The 26862-nt window shown below is 60.9% G+C and carries 27 protein-coding genes; 7 read left to right on the top strand and 20 right to left on the bottom strand.

Translation table 11 applies throughout. The annotated features are described in order from the left end of the window. Window positions 1-8: 8 nt before the first annotated feature. A complete protein-coding gene (gene torA, locus AAHA41_RS15770; protein WP_323070088.1) occupies window positions 9-2489 on the top strand; it encodes a trimethylamine-N-oxide reductase TorA in 2481 nt (826 codons plus the stop codon). A 377-nt stretch (window positions 2490-2866) separates the two neighbouring features. Here torA and AAHA41_RS15765 read toward each other — a convergent pair whose 3' ends face one another. The 4 genes from AAHA41_RS15765 to AAHA41_RS15750 are packed head-to-tail and all read right to left on the bottom strand — an operon-like array spanning window position 2867 to window position 5732. Continuing rightward, on the bottom strand, window positions 2867-3328 hold the full coding sequence (locus tag AAHA41_RS15765) for a hypothetical protein (RefSeq protein WP_041209567.1): 462 nt from the start codon (window positions 3326-3328) through the stop codon (window positions 2867-2869). A 41-nt stretch (window positions 3329-3369) separates the two neighbouring features. Beyond that, window positions 3370-4719, bottom strand: a complete 1350-nt coding sequence (locus AAHA41_RS15760) for a sensor histidine kinase (protein WP_042031866.1) — start codon at window positions 4717-4719, stop codon at window positions 3370-3372. Continuing rightward, window positions 4716-5372 carry a response regulator transcription factor gene (locus AAHA41_RS15755; RefSeq protein ID WP_005339826.1) on the bottom strand — a complete coding sequence of 219 codons (657 nt, stop codon included), beginning with the start codon at window positions 5370-5372 and terminating at the stop codon, window positions 4716-4718. The genes AAHA41_RS15760 and AAHA41_RS15755 overlap by 4 nt, the downstream gene beginning before the upstream one ends. A gap of 21 nt (window positions 5373-5393) precedes the next feature. Next, on the bottom strand, window positions 5394-5732 hold the full coding sequence (locus AAHA41_RS15750) for a hypothetical protein (protein ID WP_033114843.1): 339 nt from the start codon (window positions 5730-5732) through the stop codon (window positions 5394-5396). A 63-nt stretch (window positions 5733-5795) separates the two neighbouring features. Here AAHA41_RS15750 and AAHA41_RS15745 point away from each other — a divergent pair, with 63 nt between their 5' ends. Continuing rightward, on the top strand, window positions 5796-6044 hold the full coding sequence (locus AAHA41_RS15745) for a PepSY domain-containing protein (protein ID WP_041209565.1): 249 nt from the start codon (window positions 5796-5798) through the stop codon (window positions 6042-6044). Here the strand turns inward: AAHA41_RS15745 and AAHA41_RS15740 are convergent. Next, a complete protein-coding gene (locus tag AAHA41_RS15740; protein ID WP_139395592.1) occupies window positions 6041-6667 on the bottom strand; it encodes a protein-methionine-sulfoxide reductase heme-binding subunit MsrQ in 627 nt (208 codons plus the stop codon). The two genes, AAHA41_RS15745 and AAHA41_RS15740, sit on opposite strands and share 4 nt — an antisense overlap. Further along, window positions 6658-7662: a protein-methionine-sulfoxide reductase catalytic subunit MsrP gene (gene msrP / locus AAHA41_RS15735; RefSeq protein ID WP_323070089.1), complete on the bottom strand. Its 1005-nt coding sequence runs from the start codon at window positions 7660-7662 to the stop codon at window positions 6658-6660. The genes AAHA41_RS15740 and msrP overlap by 10 nt, the downstream gene beginning before the upstream one ends. 369 nt (window positions 7663-8031) lie before the next feature. On the opposite strand from msrP, the gene AAHA41_RS15730 reads away from it, so the two are divergent. Then, window positions 8032-8514, top strand: coding sequence for a DUF1097 domain-containing protein (locus AAHA41_RS15730; RefSeq protein ID WP_041209562.1), 483 nt, complete (start codon window positions 8032-8034; stop codon window positions 8512-8514). Window positions 8515-8565: 51 nt separating this feature from the next. On the opposite strand, the gene AAHA41_RS15725 is transcribed toward AAHA41_RS15730, so the two are convergent. The 4 genes from AAHA41_RS15725 to AAHA41_RS15710 all read right to left on the bottom strand — a co-directional run bounded on the left by AAHA41_RS15725 (window position 8566) and on the right by AAHA41_RS15710 (window position 11963). Then, window positions 8566-9846, bottom strand: a complete 1281-nt coding sequence (locus tag AAHA41_RS15725; RefSeq protein ID WP_043850754.1) for a sigma 54-interacting transcriptional regulator — start codon at window positions 9844-9846, stop codon at window positions 8566-8568. After that, window positions 9843-10361 (bottom strand): hypothetical protein, encoded by a 519-nt coding sequence (locus AAHA41_RS15720; RefSeq protein ID WP_323070090.1) that lies wholly within the window; start codon window positions 10359-10361, stop codon window positions 9843-9845. The genes AAHA41_RS15725 and AAHA41_RS15720 overlap by 4 nt, the downstream gene beginning before the upstream one ends. A 5-nt stretch (window positions 10362-10366) precedes the next feature. After that, a complete protein-coding gene (locus AAHA41_RS15715) occupies window positions 10367-11767 on the bottom strand; it encodes a HAMP domain-containing sensor histidine kinase (protein WP_323070091.1) in 1401 nt (466 codons plus the stop codon). A gap of 103 nt (window positions 11768-11870) precedes the next feature. Continuing rightward, window positions 11871-11963, bottom strand: coding sequence for a YnhF family membrane protein (locus AAHA41_RS15710; protein ID WP_005341891.1), 93 nt, complete (start codon window positions 11961-11963; stop codon window positions 11871-11873). 124 nt (window positions 11964-12087) lie between these two features. On the opposite strand from AAHA41_RS15710, the gene AAHA41_RS15705 reads away from it, so the two are divergent. Beyond that, window positions 12088-12648, top strand: coding sequence for a 2-amino-4-hydroxy-6-hydroxymethyldihydropteridine diphosphokinase (locus tag AAHA41_RS15705; RefSeq protein WP_323070092.1), 561 nt, complete (start codon window positions 12088-12090; stop codon window positions 12646-12648). Here the strand turns inward: AAHA41_RS15705 and AAHA41_RS15700 are convergent. Both AAHA41_RS15700 and AAHA41_RS15695 read right to left on the bottom strand, forming a co-directional pair. Beyond that, window positions 12574-13278 carry an SDR family oxidoreductase gene (locus tag AAHA41_RS15700; RefSeq protein ID WP_323070093.1) on the bottom strand — a complete coding sequence of 235 codons (705 nt, stop codon included), beginning with the start codon at window positions 13276-13278 and terminating at the stop codon, window positions 12574-12576. The two genes, AAHA41_RS15705 and AAHA41_RS15700, sit on opposite strands and share 75 nt — an antisense overlap. A 91-nt stretch (window positions 13279-13369) precedes the next feature. Further along, window positions 13370-13906 carry a DUF2301 domain-containing membrane protein gene (locus tag AAHA41_RS15695; protein ID WP_323070095.1) on the bottom strand — a complete coding sequence of 179 codons (537 nt, stop codon included), beginning with the start codon at window positions 13904-13906 and terminating at the stop codon, window positions 13370-13372. Window positions 13907-13991: 85 nt separating this feature from the next. Between AAHA41_RS15695 and AAHA41_RS15690 the strand changes: the two genes are divergently transcribed. Next, window positions 13992-14759, top strand: coding sequence for a transporter substrate-binding domain-containing protein (locus AAHA41_RS15690; protein ID WP_323070096.1), 768 nt, complete (start codon window positions 13992-13994; stop codon window positions 14757-14759). 8 nt (window positions 14760-14767) lie between these two features. Here AAHA41_RS15690 and asnC read toward each other — a convergent pair whose 3' ends face one another. Next, complete coding sequence (asnC, locus tag AAHA41_RS15685) at window positions 14768-15229, bottom strand: transcriptional regulator AsnC (RefSeq protein ID WP_005339783.1); 462 nt, start codon at window positions 15227-15229, stop codon at window positions 14768-14770. Between the two features lie 154 nt (window positions 15230-15383). Here asnC and asnA point away from each other — a divergent pair, with 154 nt between their 5' ends. Further along, window positions 15384-16376 carry an aspartate--ammonia ligase gene (asnA, locus tag AAHA41_RS15680; protein ID WP_043850747.1) on the top strand — a complete coding sequence of 331 codons (993 nt, stop codon included), beginning with the start codon at window positions 15384-15386 and terminating at the stop codon, window positions 16374-16376. A 209-nt stretch (window positions 16377-16585) separates the two neighbouring features. Here asnA and AAHA41_RS15675 read toward each other — a convergent pair whose 3' ends face one another. The 4 genes from AAHA41_RS15675 to rluD form a co-directional block, all read right to left on the bottom strand. Then, window positions 16586-17410: an MBL fold metallo-hydrolase gene (locus AAHA41_RS15675; protein WP_323070097.1), complete on the bottom strand. Its 825-nt coding sequence runs from the start codon at window positions 17408-17410 to the stop codon at window positions 16586-16588. Window positions 17411-17470: 60 nt separating this feature from the next. Continuing rightward, window positions 17471-20044 carry an ATP-dependent chaperone ClpB gene (clpB, locus tag AAHA41_RS15670; protein WP_198505654.1) on the bottom strand — a complete coding sequence of 858 codons (2574 nt, stop codon included), beginning with the start codon at window positions 20042-20044 and terminating at the stop codon, window positions 17471-17473. Window positions 20045-20217: 173 nt separating this feature from the next. Continuing rightward, window positions 20218-20955 (bottom strand): peptidoglycan editing factor PgeF, encoded by a 738-nt coding sequence (gene pgeF / locus AAHA41_RS15665; RefSeq protein ID WP_323070098.1) that lies wholly within the window; start codon window positions 20953-20955, stop codon window positions 20218-20220. Between the two features lie 146 nt (window positions 20956-21101). Continuing rightward, window positions 21102-22082: a 23S rRNA pseudouridine(1911/1915/1917) synthase RluD gene (rluD, locus tag AAHA41_RS15660; protein WP_041209551.1), complete on the bottom strand. Its 981-nt coding sequence runs from the start codon at window positions 22080-22082 to the stop codon at window positions 21102-21104. Between the two features lie 117 nt (window positions 22083-22199). Here rluD and AAHA41_RS15655 point away from each other — a divergent pair, with 117 nt between their 5' ends. After that, window positions 22200-22955, top strand: coding sequence for an outer membrane protein assembly factor BamD (locus AAHA41_RS15655; RefSeq protein WP_033114826.1), 756 nt, complete (start codon window positions 22200-22202; stop codon window positions 22953-22955). A gap of 89 nt (window positions 22956-23044) precedes the next feature. Here AAHA41_RS15655 and AAHA41_RS15650 read toward each other — a convergent pair whose 3' ends face one another. From AAHA41_RS15650 to AAHA41_RS15640, 3 genes are read right to left on the bottom strand one after another with little or no spacing between them, the layout of a single operon-like run. Beyond that, on the bottom strand, window positions 23045-23581 hold the full coding sequence (locus AAHA41_RS15650) for a phosphatase PAP2 family protein (protein ID WP_209297612.1): 537 nt from the start codon (window positions 23579-23581) through the stop codon (window positions 23045-23047). 29 nt (window positions 23582-23610) lie between these two features. Next, a complete protein-coding gene (locus tag AAHA41_RS15645; protein ID WP_323070099.1) occupies window positions 23611-25293 on the bottom strand; it encodes a phospholipid carrier-dependent glycosyltransferase in 1683 nt (560 codons plus the stop codon). Beyond that, the gene (locus AAHA41_RS15640; protein WP_185228113.1) at window positions 25280-26647 is read right to left on the bottom strand and encodes a UDP-glucose/GDP-mannose dehydrogenase family protein; all 1368 of its coding nucleotides are present in this window, start codon (window positions 26645-26647) and stop codon (window positions 25280-25282) included. Before AAHA41_RS15640 ends, AAHA41_RS15645 begins: the two co-directional genes overlap by 14 nt. Window positions 26648-26862 lie beyond the last annotated feature (215 nt).

Raw genomic sequence — 26862 nt, 5'->3', positions numbered from 1 at the left:
GAATCCCAATGACCCGTTTTAACGACAAGAAGACCAATCTCTCCCGCCGCAACCTGCTCAAGGGGCTCGGTGCCTGCGCCGCCCTGCCCCTGCTCGGCGGCATTTTCCCGAAAAGCGCGCTGGCGCAAGCCATCAGCACCGCACTGAGCCAGTTCCCGACCCTGGTGCCCGCCCAGAAGGGCATTCTGACTGGCGCCCACTGGGGTGCCTTCGAGGCGATCGTCGAAAATGGCCGCATGGTGCGCGTCCAGCCGGTGGCCGATGATCCGGCGCCGAACGATCTTATCGATATGGCACCGTTTCAGGTGCACGCCAAGAACCGCATCAAGTACCCCATGGTACGCAAGAGCTGGCTGGAGCATGGCCCGGGCGCCAAACCCGAGCTGCGCGGTGCCGACGAGTGGGTGCGGGTGAGCTGGGAGAAAGCCATTGAACTGGTGGCCAGCGAGATCCAGCGCGTCCAGTCTGATTTCGGCCCGCAGGCGATCCACGCCGGTTCCTACGGCTGGAAGAGTGTCGGCATGTTCCACAACAGCCGCACCCTGCTGCACCGCCTGATGAACCTCTCCGGCGGCTTCACCGGTTATGCCGGTGACTACTCCACCGGCGCGGCTCAGGTGATCATGTCCCACGTGATGGGCTCCATCGAGGTGTACGAGCAGCAGACCGCCTGGCCCAACGTGGTGGAGAACGCCGAACTGGTGGTGCTGTGGGGGGTCAACGCTCAGGTGACCCTGAAGAACAGCTGGAACATGCCGGATCACGAAGGTCAGGCCGGCTTCAAGGCCCTGAAAGAGAAAGGCACCCGCGTCATCAGCATCGATCCGGTCTACAACGAGACTGCCAAGCTGGTCGGCGCCGAGTGGATTGCCCCGAACGCCTACACCGATGTGGCCATGATGCTGGGTGTGGCCCACACCCTCTACAGCGAGAAGAAGCACGATCAGGCCTTCCTCGATCGCTACACCGTCGGCTTCGACAAGTTCCTGAACTACCTGCTCGGCAAGGATGACGGTCAGCCGAAGAGCGCCGAGTGGGCGAGCACTGTCTGCGGCGTCGATGCCAAGGTGATCCGCCAGCTGGCCCTCGATATGGCCGCCAAGCGCACCATGATCATGGCCGGTTGGGGCATGCAGCGTCAGCAGCATGGCGAACAGCCGAACTGGATGCTGGTCACTCTGGCCTCCATGCTGGGCCAGATCGGCCTGCCGGGCGGCGGCTACGGCTTTAGCTACCACTACTCCTCCGGTGGCAGCCCCACCGCCAAGGGCGGCATTCTGGCGGGTATCTCTGCCGGCAATGCGCCGAAGAACAGCCCGGCACCGATCCCGGTGGCCCGCATCGCCGACTGTCTCGCCAACCCGGGCAAGACCATCGACTTCAACGGCCGCAAGGTGATCTATCCGGACATCAAGCTGGTCTACGTGGCGGGCGGCAACCCCTTCCACCACCATCAGGACACCAACAACCTGCTGCAGGCGTGGCGCAAGCCGCAAACCGTGATCGTCCACGAGCCCTACTGGACGGCGACTGCCAAGCACGCCGACATCGTGCTGCCGGTCACCACCAGCTACGAGCGCAACGATCTGGAGATGGGGGGCGACTACTCCCAGCGCTATGTCTTCCCGATGCACCAGTGCGTGCCACCCCAGTTTGAAGCCCGCAACGACTTCGACATCTTCAGCGCCATCGCCGCCAAGCTGGGCGTGCAGGAGCAGTACACCGAAGGGAAGGACGAGATGCTGTGGCTCAAGCAGATGTACGACGGCATGGCGGCGCAGGCCCGCGGTGCCCGCGTGGCGCTGCCGCCGTTCAACATGTTCTGGGAGTCCAACAACTACATCCGCTTCCCGATCCCCGAGGCCAACCGCCAGTGGATCCGTCACGCCGATTTTCGCGAGAACCCGCTGCTCAACCCGCTCGGTACCCCGTCCGGCAAGATCGAGATCTTCTCCAACACGGTGGCGGGGATGGGTTACGCCGACTGCGCCGGTCATCCCAAGTGGTATGAGCCCAAGGAGTGGGTGAAGAGTGAAGTGGCGGCGCGCTATCCGCTGTCGCTCAACACCTCCCACCCGACCCAGCGGCTGCACTCCCAGCTCGACAACACCCCGCTGCGGGACAAGTTCGCCATCGCCGACCGCGAGGCGATCATGATCCATCCCGCCGACGCCAAGGCCCGTGGCATCGCCCAGGGGGATCTGGTGCGCGCCTTCAACGAGCGCGGCCAGATTTTGGTGGGCGCCCTGCTCTCCGAAGATGTGCGTCAGGGGGTGGTGCGGATCTGCGAAGGGGCCTGGTATGACCCGGCCAAGCCGGGCGAAGCGGGCAGCATCTGCAAGAACGGCAACGTCAACTGCCTCACCTTCGACGAGGGCTCGTCCAGTCTGGCGCAAGGCAACTGCGGCCACATGGCCCAGCTGCAGATCGAGAAGTACACAGGCCCGGTGCTGGCCAACACCGCCCACGCGGTACCGGCCAACGGCTAAGGCGGTTGCTACCGGACAAAACGGCGCCATCATGGCGCCGTTTTTTTTATCCCGGTTGTGGCGGGGAGATCCCTTGTCGGGATAAGTGCCAGCGCCAATAGCGAAGATCGGCAGATCCCCTCGCACAGCGCTGGCGGCGCTCGCTGGCACCGTGAGGGGGCCTGATTATCCTGTATAAATTTAATTTATGACTTTTCCGATAATGACCCGATTTTTACTTATACCAATAACCAGGCGCCCCATGGTGGCTCTGCCCGGCTCTTATGGCGCCCCAGAGGGCAGCGCCCGATCACCATAAGGACGCGCCATCCACGCCAATAAAAACGGCGCCCGAAGGCGCCGATTTTTTATCGCTGCGATGACAGGAGAGAGGGAAATCAGAACTCGCCCTCTTCCATATACTCCTGTGCGCACTCCACCAGTTGCGGCCAGAGCTCTTCCGGCACCCAGGCATCCGGGTCATCTTCGTCGCCATCGTACTGGCTCCAGAAGTAGCGGCGCAGGCCGGAGGCAAAGTCGTCGCTGATCTCGGCAAGCTCCGAGAGCGGCCCCAGCCAGGCGATGCGACGCAGGCCGGAGGCGAGATCGTTGATGGCATCCATCAGGGTGCGATCGTCGAAGCTCTGCTCCACCAGCAGGGTGAAGCGGTCGCGCGCCTGCTCGGTCTGCTCCTCTTCCAGCTCGCCCACGTCAGCCAGCAGATCGACATAATCCTCCAGCAGGTAGGCAATCAGGCCATCCCGATCTTCAAACCACTGGATCTGGGCACCCTTGATCCCCAGAACCGAAGCATCGAATGAGTCGTCGAGGTGACACAGTGCCCATGGATCATCAGTCATGGTTCTCTTCCTCAGGCTAAAACAGGTGCCATATCTTATGCCTAGCTCTCCACTCTTGCCACCTTGGGCAGCGAGAGAGAGGCGGCCAGCCCGCCCAGCTCGGCGCGCCCCATGATGAAGCTGCCACGGTAGGCTTCCGCCAGATCGGAGACGATGTTGAGGCCAAGGCCCGAGCCCGGCACCTTCTCGTCGAGCCGCACCCCGCGCAGCACCGCCTTGGCGATCTGATCCTCGCTCATGCCGGGGCCGTCATCCTCGATGCGCAAGGTGATCCAGCCCCCCAGTTCGGCGCTGGAGATGCGAAGCTCGCTGGCAGACCACTTGAAGGCGTTCTCCAGCAGGTTGCCCACCATCTCGTCGAAGTCCTGCTCCTCCACCCCGACCGCCAGTTCGGCCGGCACCTGCAAGTCCACCGTCTTGCCCGGATAGAGGCGGGAGAAGGCGCGGCAGATATACTCCACCCGAGCCCGCACCGGGGTCGAGACCCCGAGGATCTTGGCGGCGCCGGTCACCCGCGCCTTGCCGAGGTGGTAGTCAATGTGGCGCTGGATCTGGTCGAGCTGCTCGCCGATGGCGGCCTGATCCTCGGGCGAGAGCTGGGCCACCTGATTGCGCATGATGCTGAGCGGCGTCTTGAGGGCGTGGGCCAGATTGCCGGTGTGGGAGCGGGCCCGCTGCAACAGTTCGCCGTAGTGGTGCAGCAGCCGGTTGATATCCTCCACCAGCGGCTGGATCTCCAGCGGATAGCGCAGCCGGAACCCCTCCTGATGGCCCTGATGCACCCGCCCCAGCTCGCGCCGCAACAGGTTTAAGGGGCGCAGGCCGTAGACAATCTGGAACATGAAGCCCAGCACCAGACCGGTCGCGGCAAAGCCGAGGCCGAGGAACAGGCTGATGCGGGTCTTGTTGAGGGTCTGGGTCAGGGCACTGCTGTCTTTCGCCATCACCAGGGTAAACAGCCGATCCGAGCCCGGCAGCAGCACGGCCCGGGTCATGATCAGCAGCGGCTCCTTGTTGGGCCCCTTGCCAAAGAAGAGGTCGGGGTCGCCAAAGGCGGATTTGAGGCCGCGGCTCTCCAGATGGGTATCCCACAGGGAGCGGGAGCGCCCTACCACCTTGTGATCCAGCTCCAGCTGCCAGTAGTAGCCGGAGTAAGGCTGGCTGAAACGGGGATCTGACATCGGCTCGGTCACCACCGGCAGGCCGGTTTTCGCCACTTCCAGCCGGGAGAGCAGATCATAGAGCTGCAACCGCAGGCCGTCGGCTTCCGCCTCCTGCCAGTAGTTGCGCATCATGGTCTGCAGACTGAAGCCGGTGGCGAACAGAAACAGCCCGCACCACACCAGCGCGATGGCGAGCAGTCGCCCCCGCAGGGTTCTCACCAGCCTCATTCGTTGATCCGGTACCCGAGGCCGCGCACTGTCTCAATCAGATCGGGGTTGGTCTTCTTGCGGATCCGGCCGATGAACACCTCGACGGTGTTGGAGTCGCGGTCAAAATCCTGAGCATAGATGTGGTCGATCAGCTCGCTGCGCGACACCACCTTGCCCCGATGCTGCATCAGGTAACCGAGCACCCGGAACTCGTGGGCAGTCAGCTTGATGGGGGTCCCTTCGTACCACACCTGCGACGCCGCCATGTCGAGGCGCACCCCGCCGATCTCCAGAATGGAGCTGGCGTTGCCCGCTGCCCGGCGCACCAGCGCATGGACCCGCGCCACCAGCTCGGCCACCTGGAACGGCTTGGTGAGGTAGTCGTCGGCACCGGCGTTGAGCCCCTCGATCTTCTCGTGCAACTGACCACGGGCGGTCAGCACCAGCACCGGGGTATCGATCCCCTTGCTGCGCCACTCCTTCAGCACGCTCAGGCCATCGCGCCCCGGCAGACCGAGGTCGAGAATGATGGCGTCGTAGGGCTCGGTCTCGCCGAGAAAACCGGCCTCGTTGCCATCGTGGCAGAGGTCGGTGACAAAGCCGGAGAGGCGCAGCTGTTCAGCCAGCTGGCCAGCCAGAATTTTTTCGTCTTCAACAATCAGAATTCGCATGAACAGGCTTCCACAAAGAGGTTACTCATCATCCTCGACCGGGGGCTTGGGTGGCTCGAACAGCCGCTCCAGATGGTGGCCCTTGGCCCACACCATCTCCAGGTTGTCGGCCCGATAGGCCACCTTGAGCACGCTGTTCTCCCGATCGATCACGCGCAGTTCATAGAGCCAGATACCATCCTCTTCCCCCAGATCGACCCGCAACACCCGCACCGGCAATCTGGATGCCACCTCCATCATTTCGTGGAAGGGCCGAACCCGTCCCTCATGGACAGCTTGCTGCAACAGGGCTTCGTCAGGCGTCAGCGCCTGCGCCAGCACTGGCAACAACAACCCGATCAGAGGGAGCGCTCTATTCATGGATGATTCATCTCCAAAAACCTAACATAATGGCGTTTATAGTCTGCCAGCCATGAATCCGGAATGAATATGATCCCCCGCAGTTTCCTGCTGATCCTCTGCCTGCTGAGCGCCTCAAGCTGGGCTGCCCAGAGCCGCCTCGACATGGCCGGGCTGGTCAAACTGTTGCTGGCGCAAGGGTATCACGACATTCGCGAAGTGGAGCTGGAAGGGGACAAATTCGAGGTCAAAACCCTCGACCGCCAGAATGAAAAGGTACATCTCATCGTCGATGCCTACACTGGCGAGATCAAAAAACAAGAGGCCGACTAGGCCTCTTTTGCTTTCCAGCGCAGGCGCCACGGGCGCAGCAGCTTCTCCCGCCGTGGCCAGAGCAGGGCGCAGGCCAGCAGCAGGTAGATGAGCGGCTCCAGCCAGCCACTCTTGAGCGACCACCAGTAGTGCACCGGCACCAGCAGGGCTACCGCATAAACCCAGTTGTGCAGCTTCTGCCACGCCGCCCCCATCCGCCGCTGCAACGCCGGCAGCGAGGTGATGCCCAGCGCCAGCAACAGCAGCAGCGCCACCATCCCCACCACGATATAGCGGCGCTTGACCAGCTCGCCACCAATCAGCCCCCAGTCAAACTGCAGATCCAGCCCCAGCCACACCATGAAGTGGAGCAGCGCCCAGACCATGCACCAGAGCCCGAGGGGGCGGCGCAGCTTGATGAGCTGCCCCTGCCGCCAGCGTTTGGCCAGCGGCGAGACCAGCAGAGTGAGCAGCAGCAGGTTGAGCGCCCCCTTGCCGAGGTAGTGGATAAGTTCGGGCACCGGATCCCCCCCCAGCAGACCGGCCGGCAGGGCGTACCCCAGCCAGAGCAGAAAGCCGAGGGAACCCAGATGCACCAGCGCCCGCAAGCCGCTGATATGTGAGGCTTTCAGTTTCAGTACCATTGGCGCAGATCCATCCCCTGATAGAGCGAGGCGACCTCGTCACCATAGCCGTTGAACATCAGAGTCGGCTGGCGCTTGGCACCGAACAGCCCACCCTCGCCGATGAACCGCTCGCTGGCCTGACTCCAGCGCGGGTGATCCACCTGCGGGTTGACGTTGGCGTAGAAGCCATATTCGTTGGGGGCGAGCAGATTCCAGGTGGTGGACGGCATCTCCTCCACCAAGCGGATCGAGACGATGCTCTTGATGCTCTTGAAGCCGTACTTCCACGGCACCACCAGCCGGATTGGCGCCCCGTTCTGGGCGGGCAGAGTCTTGCCGTAGAGCCCCATGGCGAGGAAGGAGAGAGGGTGCATCGCCTCGTCGATACGCAGCCCTTCCACATAGGGATAGTCGATACCGCCGCCCAGCGAGGCTGAGGCCTGACCGGGCAGCTGTTTCGGATCGAACAGGGTCTCGAAGGCAACAAACTTGGCGCGGCTGGTGGGTTCGGCACGGCGGATGATCTCGGCCAGCGAGATGCCATTCCAAGGCAGCACCATGGACCAGGCTTCGACGCAGCGCAGCCGGTAGATCCGCTCCTCCAGCTCGGTTTTGTTGATGAGATCCCACACATCCAGTGTGAAGGGGTTGGCGACCTCCCCCTCCACCTTCAACGTCCAGGGCTCGGGTTTGAGGTAATGGGCGTTGCGGGCCGGATCTGTCTTGTCGGTACCCAGCTCGTAGAAGTTGTTGTAACTGGTCGCCTTCTCTTCCGGTGTCAGCACCAGATCGGCTGGCCGGGTGGCCTGCTTGCTGTTGAGCGGCTTGGTGGCTAACCGGGGAGCATCCTCTTTACCGCGCAGCAGATCGAGCACACCGGCCTGAGTGGGGAAAGCGAGGGTGGCGGCGCCCAGACCCAGCCCCTTGAGAATGAGGCGGCGATCCTGATAGACGGCTTCCGGGGTGACATCCTGTTCGGTGAGATGATGGGGGGCACGACGTTTGATCAACATGAAAAACTCCCGGGGCAGTTAGAGGCGACAGAGATAAGACCCGCCCCGGCAGATTTTTATTTCACACCGAATTACATCAGGTGGTACAGGGGCAGCGCCTTGGCCATGGTTCCGACCAGAAACAGCACTACGAATACCAGCAGGGGAACGATCACATTTGGCACCATCAGACTCACTCCATGAGCAGGACAGGGCCTCTAACTATGGTCGAGGGTTTGGCCGGTCACCAATGAATTTTTTTCGCGAGCGCAAGCGTATTCCTGAGTTGAAAAAGGTGATGGAGATCACACACAATTCCGCCCCCGCTTGCCGCCCCGATTGCCAGGGGTAGGCTGCCCGTTTTCGTGAAGCCAACTGAAGAGTCACGCCATGAGCCCACTGATCGCCATCGCTATCACCACAGGTATTCTCTCCGCCGTATGGGGCTGGCTGGCCGTCGCGCTAGGCCTGCTCTCCTGGGTCGGCTTCCTCGGCTGCACCAGCTATTTCGCCTCCAGCGGCGGCTATAAGGCGCTGCTGCAGACCATCTTCTGCAACGCCAGCGGCATGCTGTGGGCGCTGCTGCTGATCCATGGCGGTGACCTGTGGGGGGCCGGCGTGGCGGGTTATGTGATGACGGGCGTAGTGGCGACCCTGATGTGCGTGCAGGCCAAGCAGCAGTGGCTCGGCTATATTCCCGGCACCTTCGCCGGCTGCTGCGCCACCTTCGGGGCGGCGGGTGAGTGGCGGCTGGTGCTGCCCTCGCTGGTGATAGGTGCCCTGTTCGGTTATCTGATGAAGGCGAGCGGACTCTGGCTCTCCCAAAAGACCCTGAAGCCCCGCAACGCGGATGGCGTCACCGACCCAGCCTGAGCGATATCCACGGCGAAGCGGCCCTCCCATTCAGGGCCGTTTCGCACAGCGTTACCCTTTCGATTTGAAGTTTGCCGCCTCGATGCCGTGCCGGTTCAATAGCTTGTAGAAATCTGTACGATTCCTCCCCGCCATGTTGGCTGCCAGAGTCACGTTGCCCTCTGTGGTGCGCAGCAGCCGGATCAGATACTCCTTCTCGAATTCGGCCCGCGCCTCGTTGAACGAGGGGATGCCACCGCCACCACCGCTCAGGGCAGACTCCACCATGGATACCCCGATCACCGGGCTGCAGCAGAGGCTGGCCAGCTGCTCCACCACGTTGCAGAGCTGGCGCACGTTGCCGGGCCAGGCCGCCGCTGCCAGCATCGCCAGCGCTTCGGGTGAAAAGCCCATGGCGGCGCAGTCGCTGTTGCGACTGCGGTAGTCATCGAGGGCCTGACGGGCCAGCAGGGGGATATCCTCGCTGCGGGCGCTGAGGGATGGCAGGGTAATATTGGCGACGTTGAGGCGGTAGAAGAGATCTTCGCGAAAGCGCCCCTCCTCCATCGCCCTGACCAGATCCTGATGGCTGGAGCTGAGCACCCGCACCTCCGGGGTGCCCTGACCATACTCCTCCATCACCTGCAGCAGTTTGGCCTGCAGCGACTCCGACAGGCTACCGATCTCGTCAAGAAACAGGGTCGCCCCCTTGGCCTGCTCGAACAGACCGGAGTGGCCATCTTCCCCGAACAGCTGCAGGTCGAGGGCCGCCCAGGGAATGGCGGCACAGTTGATGGTATGCAGCGGCCGATCACGCCGCTGGCTCGCCTGATAGAGCGCCTGCGCCATCGCCCCCTTGCCGGAACCGGACGGCCCCATGATCAGCACGGGCACCTCCATGGTGGCGATGCTGTGCGCCTGGATCAGCAGCTGCTCCAGCTGGGGATTGCGGGTCAGGATCAGCGACTGCCACTCCAGCTGCTGCTTCGGGCGGGTCAGGCTGAGGGCCTGCTCTATGGTGGCCAGCAGCTCATCCTTGTCGATGGGTTTGGTCAGAAAGCTGAATACCCCGGAACGGGTCGCCTGAATGGCATCGGGGATGGTGCCGTGGGCGGTCATGATGATGACCGGCAAGCCGAGCCACTGGGCCTGGATCCGCTCGAACAACGCCAGCCCATCCATGCCACCCATCCGCAAGTCACTCAGCACCAGATCGGCGCGCTGCTGACGCAAACGGTCGAGCGCCCCCTCCGCACTGTCGGCGGTATCCACTTCATAACCCTGACTGCGCAAGCGCATGCTCATCAGTTTGAGCAGGCTGACGTCGTCATCCACCAACAGGATCCGGCTCATGGTACTACCTCGCGATGTTCATTAAGCTTGCGCTGATTGAGCTGCTCGTCGATGGCCGAGAGCTGCTCGATCTGGCGGCGCAGCTTCTGGATCTCCTGACTCTGGTCATCGCGCCGGCTATCGCGGGCCAGCAGCTCCTCGCCAAGGGCGATCCAGCTGCGCAAAAACGCCTGGGCGTCGAGACCCAGCTCCGGCAGCATCTTCTTCAGGCGCGCCAGACCTGCGCGGCGAGTGGCGACTGCCTCGGCGGGGTGAGAATCAACCATCGCCAGACTGACCCGGCTCTCGAGATCGTCAGCCCCCTTGAGGCGCTGCTGCTCCTGCACCCGCTGCTGGGGATGGCTGGCCAGCAACCAGTCGGAGTATTGCAGGCGCACCTGCATCTCCTTGTTGGCAAACTCCATTCGCTTGGCAAAAGCGACATCGGAGGACTCCTGCCGTGCCTGCGGCGGCAGCCAGGAGCAACCCGCGAGCAGCCCGGCTAGCAGGGCTGGAAATACGCGCTGTATTTTCATAGACCTCATTTCAACATCAACCTAAAGCAGACATCTGCCTGTTCATCCTTCACCAGAACCAACTCCCCTCCCAGGCTGGAGGCAGACTCGCGAGCGATGGAAAGCCCCATGCCAGAGCCTTTCAGGACACCTTGCCGCACTGTGCTGCCCTGCTCGAAGGGTTCAAAAATGCGCTGCCGGTCTGCCTCGGGGATCTCGGGCCCCTCATTGGCAACCTCCAACCAGCTCCCCTGCTCCTCTGCTCCGGCGCGGATCCAGATATTGCCACCCTGGGCACCATAACTGACGGCGTTGGAGAAGAGGTTATCGAGAATCAACCTCAACCTATAGGGCTCTGCCCACAAGGTAACCGGTTCGGTCGGCAAGTGTACACGGATCTGCTTGGACTCCAATGCCAGCCGATACTCGGCAGAAAGTTCTGCCAGCATGGGCAACAGGGGAACCGGCTCCAGCTCGAACGTCTCCTGCTGGGTGAGGCGGTTGAAATCGAGCAGCCGCTCGATAAGGGTCTGCAAGCGGCGACTGTTCTCATCCAGCATCTGGCAGATCTCCAGCTGATCCGGTGTCAAAGGCCCGACCAGCTGCTCGCAGAGCAGATCCGAACCCTCGCGCAACACCGCCAGCGGGGTCTTCAGTTCGTGGGAGACATGGCGCAGGAACTGGTATTTTTGCAGCTCCAGCTCCTTGAGTTTGTCGTGCAGCCAGAGGATCCGCTCCCCCAGCAACACCAGTTCGGCGGGGCCATCCACCGGCTGTGGATCCGGCTCGACCCCCGCGCCCAGGCTCAAGATACGCGACTCAATTTGTCGTACCGGATGGGTGATCAGGTAGGTGAAGATAAAGACCAGCAGCAGGCTGATCACCGCCACCACCGCGCTGACCCACCAGAGCTCTTTGGTCAGGGCATCAATGGCCAGACGTACCCGATCCATCTGTTCATCAACCCGGCTGCGGGTGCCCGCCTCAAGCTGCTGACTCAAGCGATTGAACTGGTCGAGGATGTCACCCGCCACCGCCTTTTTGGCCTGCGCCCCCTCCTGCAACGAGCCAAATTGCGCAAGCAGCTCATCAAGGCCGCCATAGAGCTGCGGGTCGGAGAGGGAGGTGCGATGCTCCGCCAGCAGGCGGTGATACCCCTCAAGCTGCAACCGGTAGCTGGCCAGACTGCGGCTGTCCCCCAGCACAGCAAAGCGGCGCAGGGTACGCTCGATATCGATGGCCTGTGCAGTAAGCAAGGTGGCACGGCGGGTATCCTTGACCGCCCGCTCCATCTCGTCGCTGGTGAGCTGGCTCAGGTGGGTCAGGGCATTGGTGTTGTGCCAGATCATGCCACCAAGCGGCATCAGCACCAGCACAAACCCTATCAATACCACCTGCAGCAGGGAGCGTGGGCGAACCTTGGTCATCGTCTCTTCTCTTGCGTTCTCACCGGTGCGCCAGCATAGCCCTCAGCGCCCAAAAAACAAAACCGGCCAACAGGCCGGTTCGGATTATCTGGATTGTGGTGACTCACGCCAAAGCGACAGAAGCCAGACAGATGGTCAGGATCATCGCCAGCGCGCCCGAGGCGGTCAACAGCGCCCATTTCAGCTCAACACTCATGCAAACCTCCTTTCTGCCAATCAGTGCCGGATCACAATAGATAAGACAATGTTACGCCATAGTTAATCCGATAACCGTGAGCTGCGTATACATTTCAGATGAGCCCCAACCAAGGATGGTGAACATGTTCTATCTGTGTAGCATTGGTTCCAATCTTGACCCAAATAGCCATGTCACCAAGGTGCTGGAGGAGCTGACCAGCCGTTTTGGCCGTCTGCAAACCAGCTCGGTGATCAGCACCAAGCCGGTGGGGATGCACTCCAGCCATGACTTTCTCAACTGTCTGCTGATCCTGGAGAGCGAACTGGATGCCTCCGCCCTGAAGCAGGCCTTTGTGGCCATGGAAGTGGGTCATGGCCGCGACCGCAGCGACCCCCTCTGCAAGGTGCACGACCGCCCGCTCGACATCGACATTCTCGCCAGCAACCCGCACGGCGACTTTGCTGCTGAGCAGGTCGACTCCTACCTCATCGAGCTGCTGGCCGAACTCTACGGACGCGGCGAGGTGCACGATCCCAAGGTTGCGCTGCAGCTGCATCTGCCCGCCGGCTCGGGTAAAACCGTACATATCCAGTCGATAGGTCTGGAGCCCGCAACGGTTTGCATGCCATCAGAGCACGGCCAGAGCGCGCCCCCCATCCACCTTGATGCTGGCCCCGGTCATATAGCTGTTCGCCATCAGTAACTGCACCGCCTGCCAGATAGGCTCCAGCCCTCCCTCCCGCGCCAGCGGCGTTTTCGCCAACACCTGCTGGCGCCACGCCTCGTCATGCTCGTCGAGAAACAGGATGGGGCCCGGCTCTATGGTGTTGACCCGGATTGCCGGGGCCAGTTCGCGGGCAAAGCTCATGGCCAGCGAATGGGCTCCCGCCTTGGTGGCCACATAGCTGGCAAAGCGCGGGGCCGGGGCGTGGATGTAGATATCAGTGATGTGGATGATGCTGGCGTTGGCGTTGCTCGCCAGTTGCGGTGCCAGCGCCCGGTTGAGCTGGAAAGGGGCCGCCATGTGCACCCGGTAGAACTGATCAAACTGGGCCAGCTGCGCCGCGGGCTCGGCCGCCTGTGGCTCGAACGCCGAGGCGTTGTGGATAAGCAGCGCCAGATCCTGATGGGATGCCAGCACGTCGATCAATTTGCCCACCTGCTCTTCACTCGCCAGATCGGCCTGTACCAACTCGACACCCAGAGCCCGCAGCCGCGCCAGCTCGGGTCGCTCGCTGCGATAGCTGCCGGTCACCTGCCAGCCTGCTGCCACCAGCTGCTCGCACAGATAAAACCCTAGCCGACGGCCACAACCGGTTACCAATGCACGCATAAGACCTCCCTCTCCTTTTATCCTCATCCATGAGTTGCGCCGTTAACGCAGTATCAGCCGGGTCGCACCGACGCCACTTCCGGTAACAGAGCTAGACCTGGTAACGCCCCTTGTCACCAATATCAAAATGGAGGGGCATCCGCCATTTGGCCAGCGCCAGCAGGGTGAGCAGAGCCCCGCTCACCATTGCAACCAGAGCCGCGGCCCATGCCACTTGCAACCACTCCAGCAACCACAACAGCGGCAGCAGCAATGGCACCAGCTTGATCCCGGGGATCGCAAAACAGAACTGCTCCTTGAAGGCCAGCCCGGACAGGGTGACCAGGGCGGCCCCCAGCACCAGTGCATCCGGTGCTCCGATGGACAGCAAGGCCAGTGCGGCCCATCCAGAACCCTGAAGTATCAGCCGAATCCGCTTGTCGTAGATGTGCAGCGAAAAGGCGCAGATAGCGCTTGCCAGCGCCAGCAACATCAACCATTGTGCCGGTGGCAACAGGTCACCATGACTCAGCAAGGCCGCACCGCGACAGAGTAGCAACAGCGCCGCACAGCTCAAGCCAAGGCGATAGAGGAGGACGGTCAATTTGTCTATCCCGTCCAGCGGGCTCTCGATTTCAGGGTTTGCCATACACTGTCGCCTCTACCAATCAGGAGCCACCCAATATACGGGGAGCAGGCTCCAAAGTTCTTCATTCGGGTTCAGGAGGGGTAGTTTGCGTGTAACCCATCTGCTTTGGCTACTACTGTTCCCGCTCAGCCTATGCGCCAAAGAGCTGGTAGTCTGCGGCACCATGGAGCACCCGCTCAAATTTCTCGATGCCAATCAGCAGCCCCGTGGCCTCGATATCGACATTGTCACCGCCATCTTCGGCAAGCTGGGGATCCCTGTCCGAATCGAACTGATCGACTCTGGCGCCCGCCTCACCCGCAATGCCGAAACCGGTCTCTGCGATATGGTACTGACCCACTCCTACAATGCCACACGCGAGCGCTATCTCATCTACCCCCAGCAGGCCCACGTTCGCCACAGCTGGCACTTCTTTGTACGCAAGGCAGACCTGCTGAAGATCCGTTACGAGACGCTGGCCGACCTCAAACCCTGGCGCATCGGCGTTACCAAAGACTTCTCCTATACCCCCGAGCTCACCGCGGCCATGGCAGATCCAACCTACCACTTCCAGCAAATTCCGATGAATCGGCTGCAACTGCGCAAGTTGCTGGCCGGGCGGATCGATACCGTGCCCATGCCGCTGGTCACCGCCTTCGCCCAGATCAGGGACGAGGGTCTGGAGGGCAAGCTCGACTACCTGCCCAAACCGCTCAAGAGTAGCCCCTACTTCAACACCTGGACTCGCGCCAAAGCGAACAAGAATACCCCGGCCCAGATGGCCGCCTACGATGCCGAACTGCTGCGCATGAAACGGGATGGCCGGCTCAAGGCGCTCTACGACAAGTACGGCATTCCCTATATCGACCCCTGATCAGCCGCTCAGGGCTTCACATCCCGCAGGATCGGATTCTGCAGCGAGATCAGGGTTTCAGTGGACTGGATCTCGTCGATGGTCTGGATCTTGTTGATCAGCACTATCTGCAGCTCGTCGATGGAGCGGGTCATCACCTTCATGAAGATGCTGTAGTGGCCGGTGGTGTAGTAAGCCTCTACCACCTCGTCCAGCGCCTGCAGCTTGGCCAGTGCCGAGGGATAGTCCTTGGCGCTCTTCAGATTGATCCCGATAAAGCAGCAGACGTCATAGCCCAGCTTCTTGGGGTTCACCTGCACCCGCGTCCCCTCGATGATCCCCGCCTGCTTCATCTTCTCCACCCGCACATGGATGGTGCCCGGGCTGACCGCCAGCTGCTTGGCCAGTTCGGCATAAGGAATACGCGCATTCTCCATCAGGGCGGTGAGGATGGCCTGATCGAGATTATCGATCCGGTAATTTTCCGGCATTTTTTTGCCCTCCCGTTAGCGATACGTCATTAAAGGCATCCTTATTTTGAAGAAAAAAACACACAAAGCCTATTTCCATTATCGAATATTGAATTTAGTTGGCAATCCGTTGAAGAATCACCACATCCAACGGGCTTTGAAACAGGAATTCAGCATGAAACAGCACTACATTCGCAGCCAGCAACAGATTAGCTTCGTCAAAGAGATGTTCTCCCGCCAACTCGCCCAGCAACTGGGTCTGATGGAGGTACAAGCCCCCATTCTGAGCCGGGTCGGTGATGGCACTCAGGACAACCTCTCTGGCCACGAGAATGCAGTGCAGGTCAAGGTGAAGACCCTGCCGGAGCACAGCTACGAAGTGGTCCATTCACTGGCCAAATGGAAGCGCCAGACCCTGGGTCGCTTCGGCTTCGGCCCGGGCGAAGGCATCTACACCCACATGAAGGCGCTGCGCCCGGATGAAGACAAGCTCACCCCCATCCACTCCGTCTACGTGGATCAGTGGGACTGGGAGAAGGTGATGCCGAGCGAGCGCCGCGATCTGGCCTACCTGCAGGAAACCGTGCGCGGCATCTGGGCCGCCATCAAAGCCACCGAGCGCGCGGTCTGCGCCGAGCACGAGCTGACTCCCTTCCTGCCGGCCGAGATCCAGTTCCTGCACAGCGAAGAGCTGCTGACCCGCTACCCGGATCTCGATGCAAAGGGGCGCGAGCGGGCCATCGCCAAGGAGCTGGGGGCCGTGTTCCTGATCGGCATCGGCGGTGCCCTCTCCCACGGCGAACGCCACGATGTGCGCGCCCCGGACTATGACGACTGGAGCAGCCACAGCGAGCTGGGTCTGGCCGGTCTGAACGGTGACATTCTGGTGTGGAACCCGGTACTGCAGGACAGCTTCGAGATCTCCTCCATGGGGATTCGGGTCGATGCCGAGGCGCTGCGCCGCCAGCTGGCCATCACCGGTGACGAAGATCGCCTGCAGTACGACTGGCATCAGGATCTGCTGGCAGCACGGATGCCGCAAACCATCGGCGGCGGCATCGGCCAATCTCGTCTGGCCATGCTGTTGCTGCAAAAAGAGCATATCGGTCAGGTACAGGTTGGTGTGTGGCCGGCCGAGATGAAAGCTGCCGTGCAAGGCATGCTGTAACGAATGAAGGCCATGCCGGCGCCATCGCAGCCGACATGGCAACAGGCAGGTGGCCATCGGGGTTGAGCGAGCGCATCCCCGGCTGGCTGTAAGAAGCGAGGCCAGCAGTGGCCGCGCTTCGCAATCGGGGGCTTGCCCCTGCGACCCGCTCAACCCACGTCAGGTCGCTTCACTACATTCCTCCCGGCAATCTTCGGATTGCCGTTTTTTTACGCCGAAAAACTGTGCTCAAAACCGGCCCCGATATGGCGCTGGCGCGGCAACCCCGCCTTTCTGCTGCCGGTGCAGTGGCAGGCAAACAACTGATCCACCGCCTCTTCTTGCAGATAGGTGCCGAGCGCCGCCGCCCGCTGTGGGCCGGAGAACTTCAGGTGCAGGCCACCGATGACGGTGTGGATCCGCTCATCGCCACACACCTCCTTGGCCCGCTCGATGATGTTTTCGACCCCGGCGTGACCGCAGCCGATGAAGACGATAAGCCCCTGCTCGCTCTTGTAGGCCAGCGCCGAGTCGTCGCTGATAAGGTCTTTCTCCACCCGCCCACTCCGCACTATGTAGCCAAGCAGCGAAGGCGCAGCCCGGTCGCGCCGCACAATGCTGCCGAGGAACACAAGACGATCCGAGAGCCACACCGGCTCGGCCGAGCAGTGGGGGAGCAAACCTCTGGCCGGCAGCGACTCCCGAGCCAACGCCCCCGACAGGCGATAGAGGTTACGCCGCCAGAAAGGAAGCGACAGGAAGTAGCCCCGCTCGCAGAACACGTCCGGACAGGCGATGAGCGGGATGGGTTTTGGATAGACGGGTAGCGAGCCGATCCCACCCACATGGTCGTAATGACCGTGAGAGAGCACCACATGGGTGAGCGAAGCAAGACCGATCCCCATCATGGCGGCGTTGTGGCGCAGCGCCCGGCCACGGCCGCTGTCGAACAGCACCCTGAGGCCGTCACACTCCAGCAGCAGCGCCAACCCTCGCTCGGGCAGACACTCCGGCAGATGAACGTCGTCATCCACCAGCACGGAACACTTCAGCATCTCAATCCCTCAGAAAACAAAACGCAGGCACGAGGCCTGCGTTTTTCATCGACGATCCCGTTACTGGGTCATGGTGAGGCCGTTGCTGTCGGCTCCCAGCAGCAGTTTCTTGCCGGGAACGATGCGGCCGGAGAGCAGCGCCTGCGCCAGCGGGTTCTCCACCTTCTGCTGGATCGCCCGCTTGAGGGGTCGTGCCCCGTAGACGGGGTCGAACCCGGCGTGAACCAGCTTGTTGAGCAGCGCTTCGCTCACCTCCACCTCGTAACCCTGAGCCTCGAGACGGCCCATCAGGCTCTTGAGCTGGATGCGGGCGATGGACTTGATGTGCTCCTCGCCAAGCGGGTGGAACACCACGGTCTCGTCGATCCGGTTGATAAACTCCGGCCGGAAACTGCGGGTCAGCACATCCATCAGCATGGCCTTCATCTCGTCGTAATCCTTCTCGGAGTGGTGCTCCTGAATCAGATCCGAACCAAGGTTGGAGGTCATGATGACCACGGTGTTGCGGAAATCGACGGTACGACCCTGACCATCGGTCAGGCGGCCATCATCCAGAACCTGCAACAGGATGTTGAACACATCCGGGTGCGCCTTCTCAACCTCGTCCAGCAGGATCACTGAGTAGGGACGACGGCGTACCGCCTCGGTCAGATACCCGCCCTCTTCATAACCCACGTATCCGGGAGGCGCCCCTACCAGACGGGCCACGCTGTGTTTCTCCATGAACTCGGACATATCGATCCGAACCATGGCATCCTGGGTATCGAACAGGAACTCGGCCAGTGCCTTGCACAGCTCGGTCTTACCCACCCCGGTCGGGCCGAGGAACAGGAAGGAGCCGATGGGGCGATTCGGATCGGAGAGGCCGGCACGGGAGCGACGAATGGCATTGGAGACCGCATCAACCGCCTCTTCCTGACCAATCACCCGGCTGTGCAGCTGATCTTCCATCCGCAGCAGCTTGTCGCGCTCCCCTTCCAGCATGCGGGCGACCGGAATACCGGTCCAGCGGGCCAAGACGTCTGCAATTTCCACGTCAGTGACCCGGTTGCGCAGCAGGCTGGTCTCCTGCATCTCGGCTTGGGTGGCGAGATCCAGCTGTTTCTCCAGCTCCGGAATGCGGCCGTACTGCAGCTCGGACATCCGGCCCAGGTCGCCTGCGCGGCGCGCCACATCGAGATCCTGACGGGCCTGCTCCAGCGCAGCCTTGATGTGCTGGGTACCGGCGAGGGCGGCCTTCTCGGCCTTCCACACCTCGTCCAGCTCGTTGTATTCCCGATCTTTTTCGCCAATCTCCTGATTGATCAGCTCCAGACGCTTGCGGCTGGCGTCATCGTCCTCTTTCATCAGCGCCTGCTGCTCCAGCTTGAGCTGGATGATGCGCCGCTCGAGACGATCGAGCGCCTCGGGCTTGGAGTCGATCTGCAGCCGGATGCTGGCCGCCGCCTCGTCGATGAGGTCGATGGCCTTGTCCGGCAGCTGGCGATCTGCAATGTAACGGTGCGACAGCTGAGCCGCGGCCACGATGGCGGGGTCGGTGATCTGCACATGGTGGTGCAGCTCGTAACGCTCTTTCAGGCCGCGCAGGATGGCGATGGTATCCTCCACGCTAGGCTCTTCCACCAGCACCTTCTGGAAGCGACGCTCAAGCGCTGCATCCTTCTCGATGAACTGGCGATACTCGTCCAGAGTAGTGGCACCGACGCAGTGCAGCTCGCCCCGCGCCAGCGCAGGCTTGAGCATGTTGCCCGCATCCATGGCCCCTTCGCCCTTGCCGGCGCCGACCATGGTGTGCAGCTCGTCGATAAAGAGGATGACGTTGCCCTCCTCCTTGGCGAGATCGCTCAGCACAGCCTTGAGCCGCTCCTCGAACTCGCCGCGATATTTGGCACCGGCCACCAGCGCCCCCATATCCAGCGACAGCACCCGCTTGTTCTTGAGCCCTTCCGGCACCTCGCCGTTGATGATGCGCTGGGCCAGCCCCTCGACGATGGCGGTTTTGCCGACACCGGGAGCCCCGATCAGCACGGGGTTGTTCTTGGTTCGACGTTGCAGCACCTGAATGGTGCGGCGGATCTCGTCATCCCGGCCGATCACCGGGTCGAGCTTGCCGAGTTCGGCCCGCTCGGTCAGATCGATGGTGTACTTCTCCAGCGCCTGACGGTTCTCCTCGGCGTTGGCATCCTCCACCTTCTTGCCGCCACGCACCTTGTCGATGGCCGCTTCGAGTTTCTCTTTGGTCAGCCCCTGAGCGCGCAGCAGCTCGCCCAGCGTGCCCTTCTCGTCGAGGGCCGCCAGCACGAACAGTTCGGACGAAATGAACTGATCCTTGCGCTGCTGAGCCAGCTTGTCACAGACGTTGAGCAGCCGGCCGAGGCCGTTGGAGAGCTGTACATCCCCTTCCACACCGCTGACGCGCGGCAGGCGATCCAGCTCCTCGCCGAGGCGGGAGCGCAGGGCATTGATATCCATCCCGGTCAGAGTGAGCAACGGACGGATGGAGCCGCCATCCTGATTGACCAGTGCGGTCATCAGATGAACGGGTTCGATGAATTGGTGGTCACGACCCAGCGCAAGAGACTGGGCATCGGAAATAGCAATCTGGAATTTGCTGGTAAGGCGATCGAGGCGCATTGCACTCCCCCTTCAAACAGGCAGACGCCGCTTGCGCGGCAAACAACATAACTTTCTGAGATGAAAGATGAGGCCCGTACGGGCTATTTCAAGGGGCGGTGCTGGTTATTTTTTCTGCAAGAGGGGCGAGAGCGGGATCCCCGCCCTTGCACTATGCAGGGCGGGGAGCTTCATCAGGACGCCAACCAGATGATAGAGGCCATCCGGCCGGTCTGGCCGTTGCGACGGTAAGAGTAGAACTGCTCGCTGTCGCTGAAGGTGCAGTATTCGCCACCATAGATGGCGGTGACGCCGGCGCGGGCAAGGCGCAGCCGGGCCAGCTGGTAGATATCCGCCAGCCATTTCCCCTCATTGGACGAAGAGACGAACGCAGCTGCAGCCTCGGTCTGCTCGGCTATAAAGGCCTCGCGCACCTCGCCACCCACTTCGAAGGCAGTGGGGCCGATGGCCGGGCCAAGCCAGGCCAGGATCTCACCCGGCTCGCAGCCCATGGCGGCGATGCTCGCCTCCAGCACGCCATCTTTCAGTCCGCGCCAACCGGCATGGGCGGCAGCCACCACTGTGCCAGCCCGATCGCAAAACAGCACCGGCAGACAGTCAGCGGTCATCACGATGCAGGCCTGATCCGCCTCATGGGCGCAGGCGGCATCGGCATCCGGTGCCTGCTCATAATGGCTGCTGACCGGATGAACGACGGTGCCGTGCACCTGATTGAGCCAGTTGAGGGGCCCCGGGATGGCGGCCACCTGCTGCAGCCGGACCCGGTTGGCCTCGACCCTGGCCGGTTCGTCCCCTACGTGGGCGCCCAGATTGAGACCGGCAAAGACCCCTTCGCTGACACCACCGTCACGGGTGGTCGAAAGCGCCCGGACGCGTGCTGGCGCCGGCCAGTCGGGTTCAATCCATTTCATTGCTCACTCCTTCACGCTCTATCGTTCAAATGGAAACGGGGCTCTTGGCTGCAACCAGTCAAGACGCCCCGTTTCAAGGTTCTGTGTGCTACGCGCTGTATCGGCGGGTTACGGCAGAAGTCGTCGCAACACGGCCAGATTTACCACTATTTCCAGACCAGCTCGTCCGGATTGGCCAACGTATCCGCACGCAGCACCTCCATCAGATCCAGCATGTCCTGCGGCGTGGGGGAGTGCCACTGCATGACCTCACCGGTAATGGGGTGGGCCAGCTGCAGCATGGTGGCGTGCAGAGCCTGACGACGGAAGCCGCGCAGCGCTTCGGTCAGTTCCGGCGTGGCGTTGCGCAGCGGGCGCAGACGGCCACCGTAGGCCGGGTCACCCACCAGCGGATGTTTGATGTGGGCCATGTGGACACGGATCTGGTGAGTACGACCGGTTTCCAGACGCAGACGCAGACGGGTGTGGCCACGGAACTTCTCATGTACCCGGTAGTGGGTCACGGAAGGACGACCATTGGGCACGACGGCCATATGGGTACGCTGGGTCGGGTGACGGCCGATGGGCGCATCAACGGTACCGCCGGCGGTCATGTGACCGATGGCGATCGCTTCGTACTCACGGGTGATCTGGCGCGCCTGCAGCGCTTCCACCAGATGGGTCTGGGCCGGAACGGTCTTGGCAACCACCATCAGACCTGTAGTGTCTTTATCCAGACGGTGCACGATACCGGCACGGGGTACCTCGGCAATACCGGGGTAGCGGTGCAGCAGGGCGTTGAGAATGGTGCCATCCGGCGTACCGGCGCCCGGGTGGACAACCAGACCGGCCGGCTTGTCGATCACCAGAATGTGTTCGTCTTCGTAAACGATGTTGAGCTCGATATCCTGCGCATCGAAGCGGGTGTCATCTTCCAGCTCTACATCCACATGCACCTGTTGCCCAGCAATCACCTTCTCGCGCGGGGTGTTGGCAACCTGACCATCCAGGGTCACTTTGTCCTGTAAGATCCACTCCTTGATGCGGGTTCGGGAGTAGTCGGGAAACAATTCGGCCAGGGCCTGGTCGAGTCGCTGCCCGAATTGGTGATCCTGGAATTCGCCTGTCAGTTCAATATGCTGGCTCATGTATGGTCTCTTGAGCGGGGGGTATCAATTCGAAATAATCCGGGTATTCTAGCTTTTCTTTTAGCCAAGCATAACGGATACTTTGCCAATTTCGTGGAAATGGACCGGATGTTGTTGATGGGAAAGAAGTCTCACCTGCTGATGTCGCTCGCCTTGGTCGCTACCTTGATCACAGGCTGTTCCAGCACCAAACCCAAGGTACCCGACGAACCGCCGGAGACCCTGTACCAGAAAGCACGCCTCAAACTGGATGTTGGCAATTACGTGCAAGCCACTGAATTGCTGGAGGCTTTGGACTCTCGCTACCCGTTCGGCGCCTACTCCAACCAAGTGCAGCTTGACCTCATCTATGCCTACTACAAGCAGGATGATACCGCTCAGGCGATCGCCAATATCGACCGTTTTATCCGCCTCAATCCGGCGCACAAGAACATCGATTACGTCTTCTATATGCGCGGCCTGACCAACATGGCGGCGGATTACAACTTCTTCCAGAGCCTCTTTGGCATCTCCCGCGATGACAAAGACCCGGCCTATGCCCGCCAGGCATTCCAGGACTTCAAGACCCTGTTGCAGAACTACCCCAACAGCGTCTATGCCGCCGATGCCCGTGCCCGCATGATTGGTCTGAAGAACCGTCTGGCCAAATATGACCTGAGCGTCGCCGAATACTACGTGAAGCGTGATGCGCTGGTCGCGGCTGCCAACCGGGCCAAGCTGATTGTCGAAACCTATCCCGACACAGCCGAAACCGAAAAAGCGCTGGAGATCATGGTCGAGTCTTACGACACCCTGAAGATGCCGGAGCTGGCCAAGCATGCTCGCGAAGTGCTGGCCAAGAACTACCCGGAAAACCGCCTCGCCCGCAGCTGAGTGCGAATAAACCGGTAACAGTAAAAAACCGATGCCAAGGCATCGGTTTTTTTATATCTGCAATCAGCCCGGCCGGGGAAAACCCATCATCAATAGCGGTAGTGAAGCCCCACACCGCGGGCATCCCCCTGCATGGCAACCGGCGCTACCACCACATTGCGCGATAGTGGTGTCGTAAACAGATAGCTAATCCCGGTCGCGATGGCCGCTCCGGCGATGATATCGCGCCAGTAGTGCTGCTCGGCATTCTCTCTCGACCAGCCCACAGCACCGGCCGCAATGTACGCCGGCAACCCGTAGTGCCAGCCATAACGGATCTGCAGATAGCTGGCGCCGCTGAATGCCGCCGCCGTATGGCCGGAGGGAAAACTCTGGCCAGAGCCGGATGGTCGCTCTGCATCTATGGTGAACTTCATCCCCTGCACCAGCGCCGTGGTGGTGGCAAAAGAGTAACCGAACTGCTTCAGCCCCTCGATATCATCCTCCCCCCATGAGATGAGTGCCGCCGCCACCGGAATCACTACCTGGCCGATATCACCATAGGTTTCAAAATCACTGCCGGCGTGGCTGGCAGGAACCTTGAGCAGGAAAAGTGGAACAATTACCAAACGTACATACTGCGTCATCCGACGATCCTGAAGTGGAAATAAATAGATCAATGGCACTGCTCTGCGGCAACCAGCGTCAGCAGCTGCCCCTTGTCCGAACGAAGAGAGGTCTGTGCCAGCAGCTGATAGGGGATCCCCTCCAGCAGATTTGCTATCTCCTGCGCCGTACCGTTGACCAGCACCGCATCAAATCTGGCATCGTGACAGGCAAGCACATCCCTCACCCCCTGCCCGTCCAGATTCACTACCTGCATCTCTTCATAGACAGAGAGCAGACCTAGCTCGGTTTCACCCAGCCGCCAGCCGGCGATGCGATCCCGCGTCTCGAGCGGTATCCCCTCAAGCAGATGAGTCATCTTGCCCGAAACCCCCTTGGCGGCATCGATCAGCGGGTAGACCAGCACAAAAGTGAGCAGAAACATGATGGCCACCGAGCTGGTGACATGAATGGCGCCATGTACCTCCTTGCGCCGCAACAATAGCTCCAGCGCCATCACGAACAGGATGATGGCGGGAATGTACCGCCACCCCAGCTTGCTGGCGGCTAGCTGCACTTCTGCCGGAATCTGGCTGGCAAACGGCAGCGGCAGACCCAACAGAGGGAGTGCAATGATGGCGACGCAAAACAGCAGCATGAAGTAGAGCCACCCCCGACCATAACGGGCTGCCCACACCGGCCAGCTCAGACTGACCTGACCCAGCATGATGGCAAATACCGGTAATAGCGGGAAAAGATAGAGGGTGCGTTTGGTCGAAGAGAGAGTTAACAATAAAAGAGTCCCAAGCGCCCAGCACAGCAGAAGTAGCCGCTCACGGCTCCACTCCCGCTGTTTCACCGTTTGCCAGCCCCAATAAACAATGAATGGCAACCATGGGATGGTATATTCCACCATGCCCCACAAGTAATAGAGATAGGCACCTTTCTTGATATGACCCAGTTCGGTCGAAGTGCCGGTAAGACGGCCAACCTGATTCTGCCAGAACCACTCATGCCACAAGGCATCGCCATCAGCATGATTAATTAGCTCACGAACCCAGGCTGCGACTGGCAATATAAAAAACCACAACACCAGCAAGTGTTGGAATATAAAAACGGGAACACTTTTCTCGTTTACTGCTTTGCGGGCAGCAAAGAGAAAAAGGGGCAACCAGCCGAAAAACACCGTCAGCGGCCCGATCGGCCCTTTTGCCATAAAACAGCCAGCCAGACCCAGTCCGGCAATAATCGCCATCAAGTTGCGATGCGCCAGATAATATTCGGCGAATGCCCAGAGGGTAAATACGACAAAGAAGGCGAGCGCACTGTCCGTCCTGATCCAGTGCGTATTGATAATAAATCCCTCCATGGTGCCCAGTGCGATGACCGACCAGAGTGCCGCCGACCTGTTGCCAACCAGGCGATAGGTCAGCAGGCCGGTGAAGAGCAGCATGCCTGCCGCCCAGACCACGCCCGTCAAACGCAGGGTGTTGGTTATCCCCAGCCAGGATGCAAACCCATCAAGAAACGGCAGAGCGGCCATGTAGAAGAGCGGCGGCTTCTCGATAAAGCTGCGCCCGCCCAGGGTCGGTACCACCCAGTCACCACTGCGGTACATTTCGAGCGCAATGGCCGCTTCGCGGGGCTCATCAGGCGTCCAGAGCTGATGATCAAACTGGCCAAACAGCAGCACCAGAGTCACCAGCAGCAACATCCAGCCGAGCTTGCGCCCCGAGATTTCAGGGCGTGGCATGGCTCATTCCTTCTGCAATGGTCTCCCCGCGTCCGATGGCGTAGTAGGAGAAGCCCAAGGTTTTCATCTTGTGCGGGTCATAGAGATTGCGACCGTCGATGATGAGCGGCATGGCCAGCATCTTCTTGAGCTGGGCAAAGTCAGGCGCCTTGAACTCGTTCCACTCGGTGCATATGACCAGTGCATCGGCCCCCGCCAGCGCAGCCTCCTTGGTGCCCATCAGCGACAGCTCGGGCTGGCAGCCATAAATGCGCTGCGCCTCCTTCATCGCCACCGGGTCAAAGGCCTGCACCCGCGCCCCCTCCTGCCACAGCGCCTCCATCAGCACCCGACTCGGCGCTTCGCGCATGTCATCGGTATTGGGTTTGAAGGCGAGCCCCCAGATGGCGATGGTCTTGCCCGCCAGCGACTCGCCCCGCTCTTGAAAGTGAGTGGACAGCGTATCGAAGAGCTTGAACTTCTGCCGCTCGTTGACCCGCTCCACCGCGCGGATGAGCGGCGTGTCGTAGTCGAGGGCGGCGGCTGTCGCCAGAAACGCCCTCACATCCTTGGGAAAACAGGAGCCGCCATAGCCGCAACCGGGATAGATAAACTGGTAGCCGATGCGCTGATCGGCACCGATCCCCTGCCGCACCAGCTCGATATCGGCACCAACCCGCTCGGCCAGCCCGGCAATCTCGTTGATAAAGCTGATCTTGGTAGCCAGCATGCAGTTGGCGGCGTACTTGGTCAGCTCGGCACTGCGCACGTCCATGAAGAGAATGCGGTCGTGATTGCGGTTGAAGGGTTCGTACAGCTCGCGCATCACGGCTCTGGAGCGCTCCTTGCCGGTGCCGATGACGATGCGATCCGGACGCTGGCAATCACGCACAGCCGCCCCCTCTTTGAGAAATTCGGGATTGGAGACCACATCGAACTCGAACTGCTTGCCTAGCTCTGCCTGCTGCTCCCTGACCCAGTGGAATACCTTGTCTGCCGTACCAACCGGCACGGTGGATTTGTTGACGATGATCACCTCGTCGACACGATGTTGGGCAATCGACCTCGCCACCGCCCTGACGGCGCTCAGATCGGCCGAACCATCCTCATCAGGGGGCGTACCGACGGCGATGAATTGCACGTCACCGTGGGTAACCGCCATGGATATATCCGTGGTGAATTTCAGCGAGCCATTTTGTAGCGTCTGATGCAGCAATGAATCCAGCCCGGGTTCATAAATAGGTAATTCGCCACGGGACAACCGACTTATTTTTTCTGCATCGAGATCAATACAAACAACCTGATGGCCGACATCGGCCAATACAATTGCCTGTACCAGGCCGACATAGCCACTGCCAAAAACGGTGATATTCATAACGACTATTCCATAATGCGTGATGCTGGAAACTTTACATCCTTTCCTCAATTGCACTACGGGCAATTTGTAACAAGCAATTTCAATACTGAATGACATTTCAACTATTCAGCAATGGCCAACAAATCGAGTAACAACACTAAAAACAAGTGGCTAAACACCAATTCAAAATAAAACCAAGCAATATTTTGTTACGAGATATTTCCAGATTTGGT

Source organism: Aeromonas sp. SER (assembly GCF_038739615.1).
Classification (GTDB): domain Bacteria; phylum Pseudomonadota; class Gammaproteobacteria; order Enterobacterales; family Aeromonadaceae; genus Aeromonas; species Aeromonas jandaei.
Note: the sequence above shows the minus strand (reverse complement) of the source record. Positions and strands in the feature narration are given on the sequence as shown.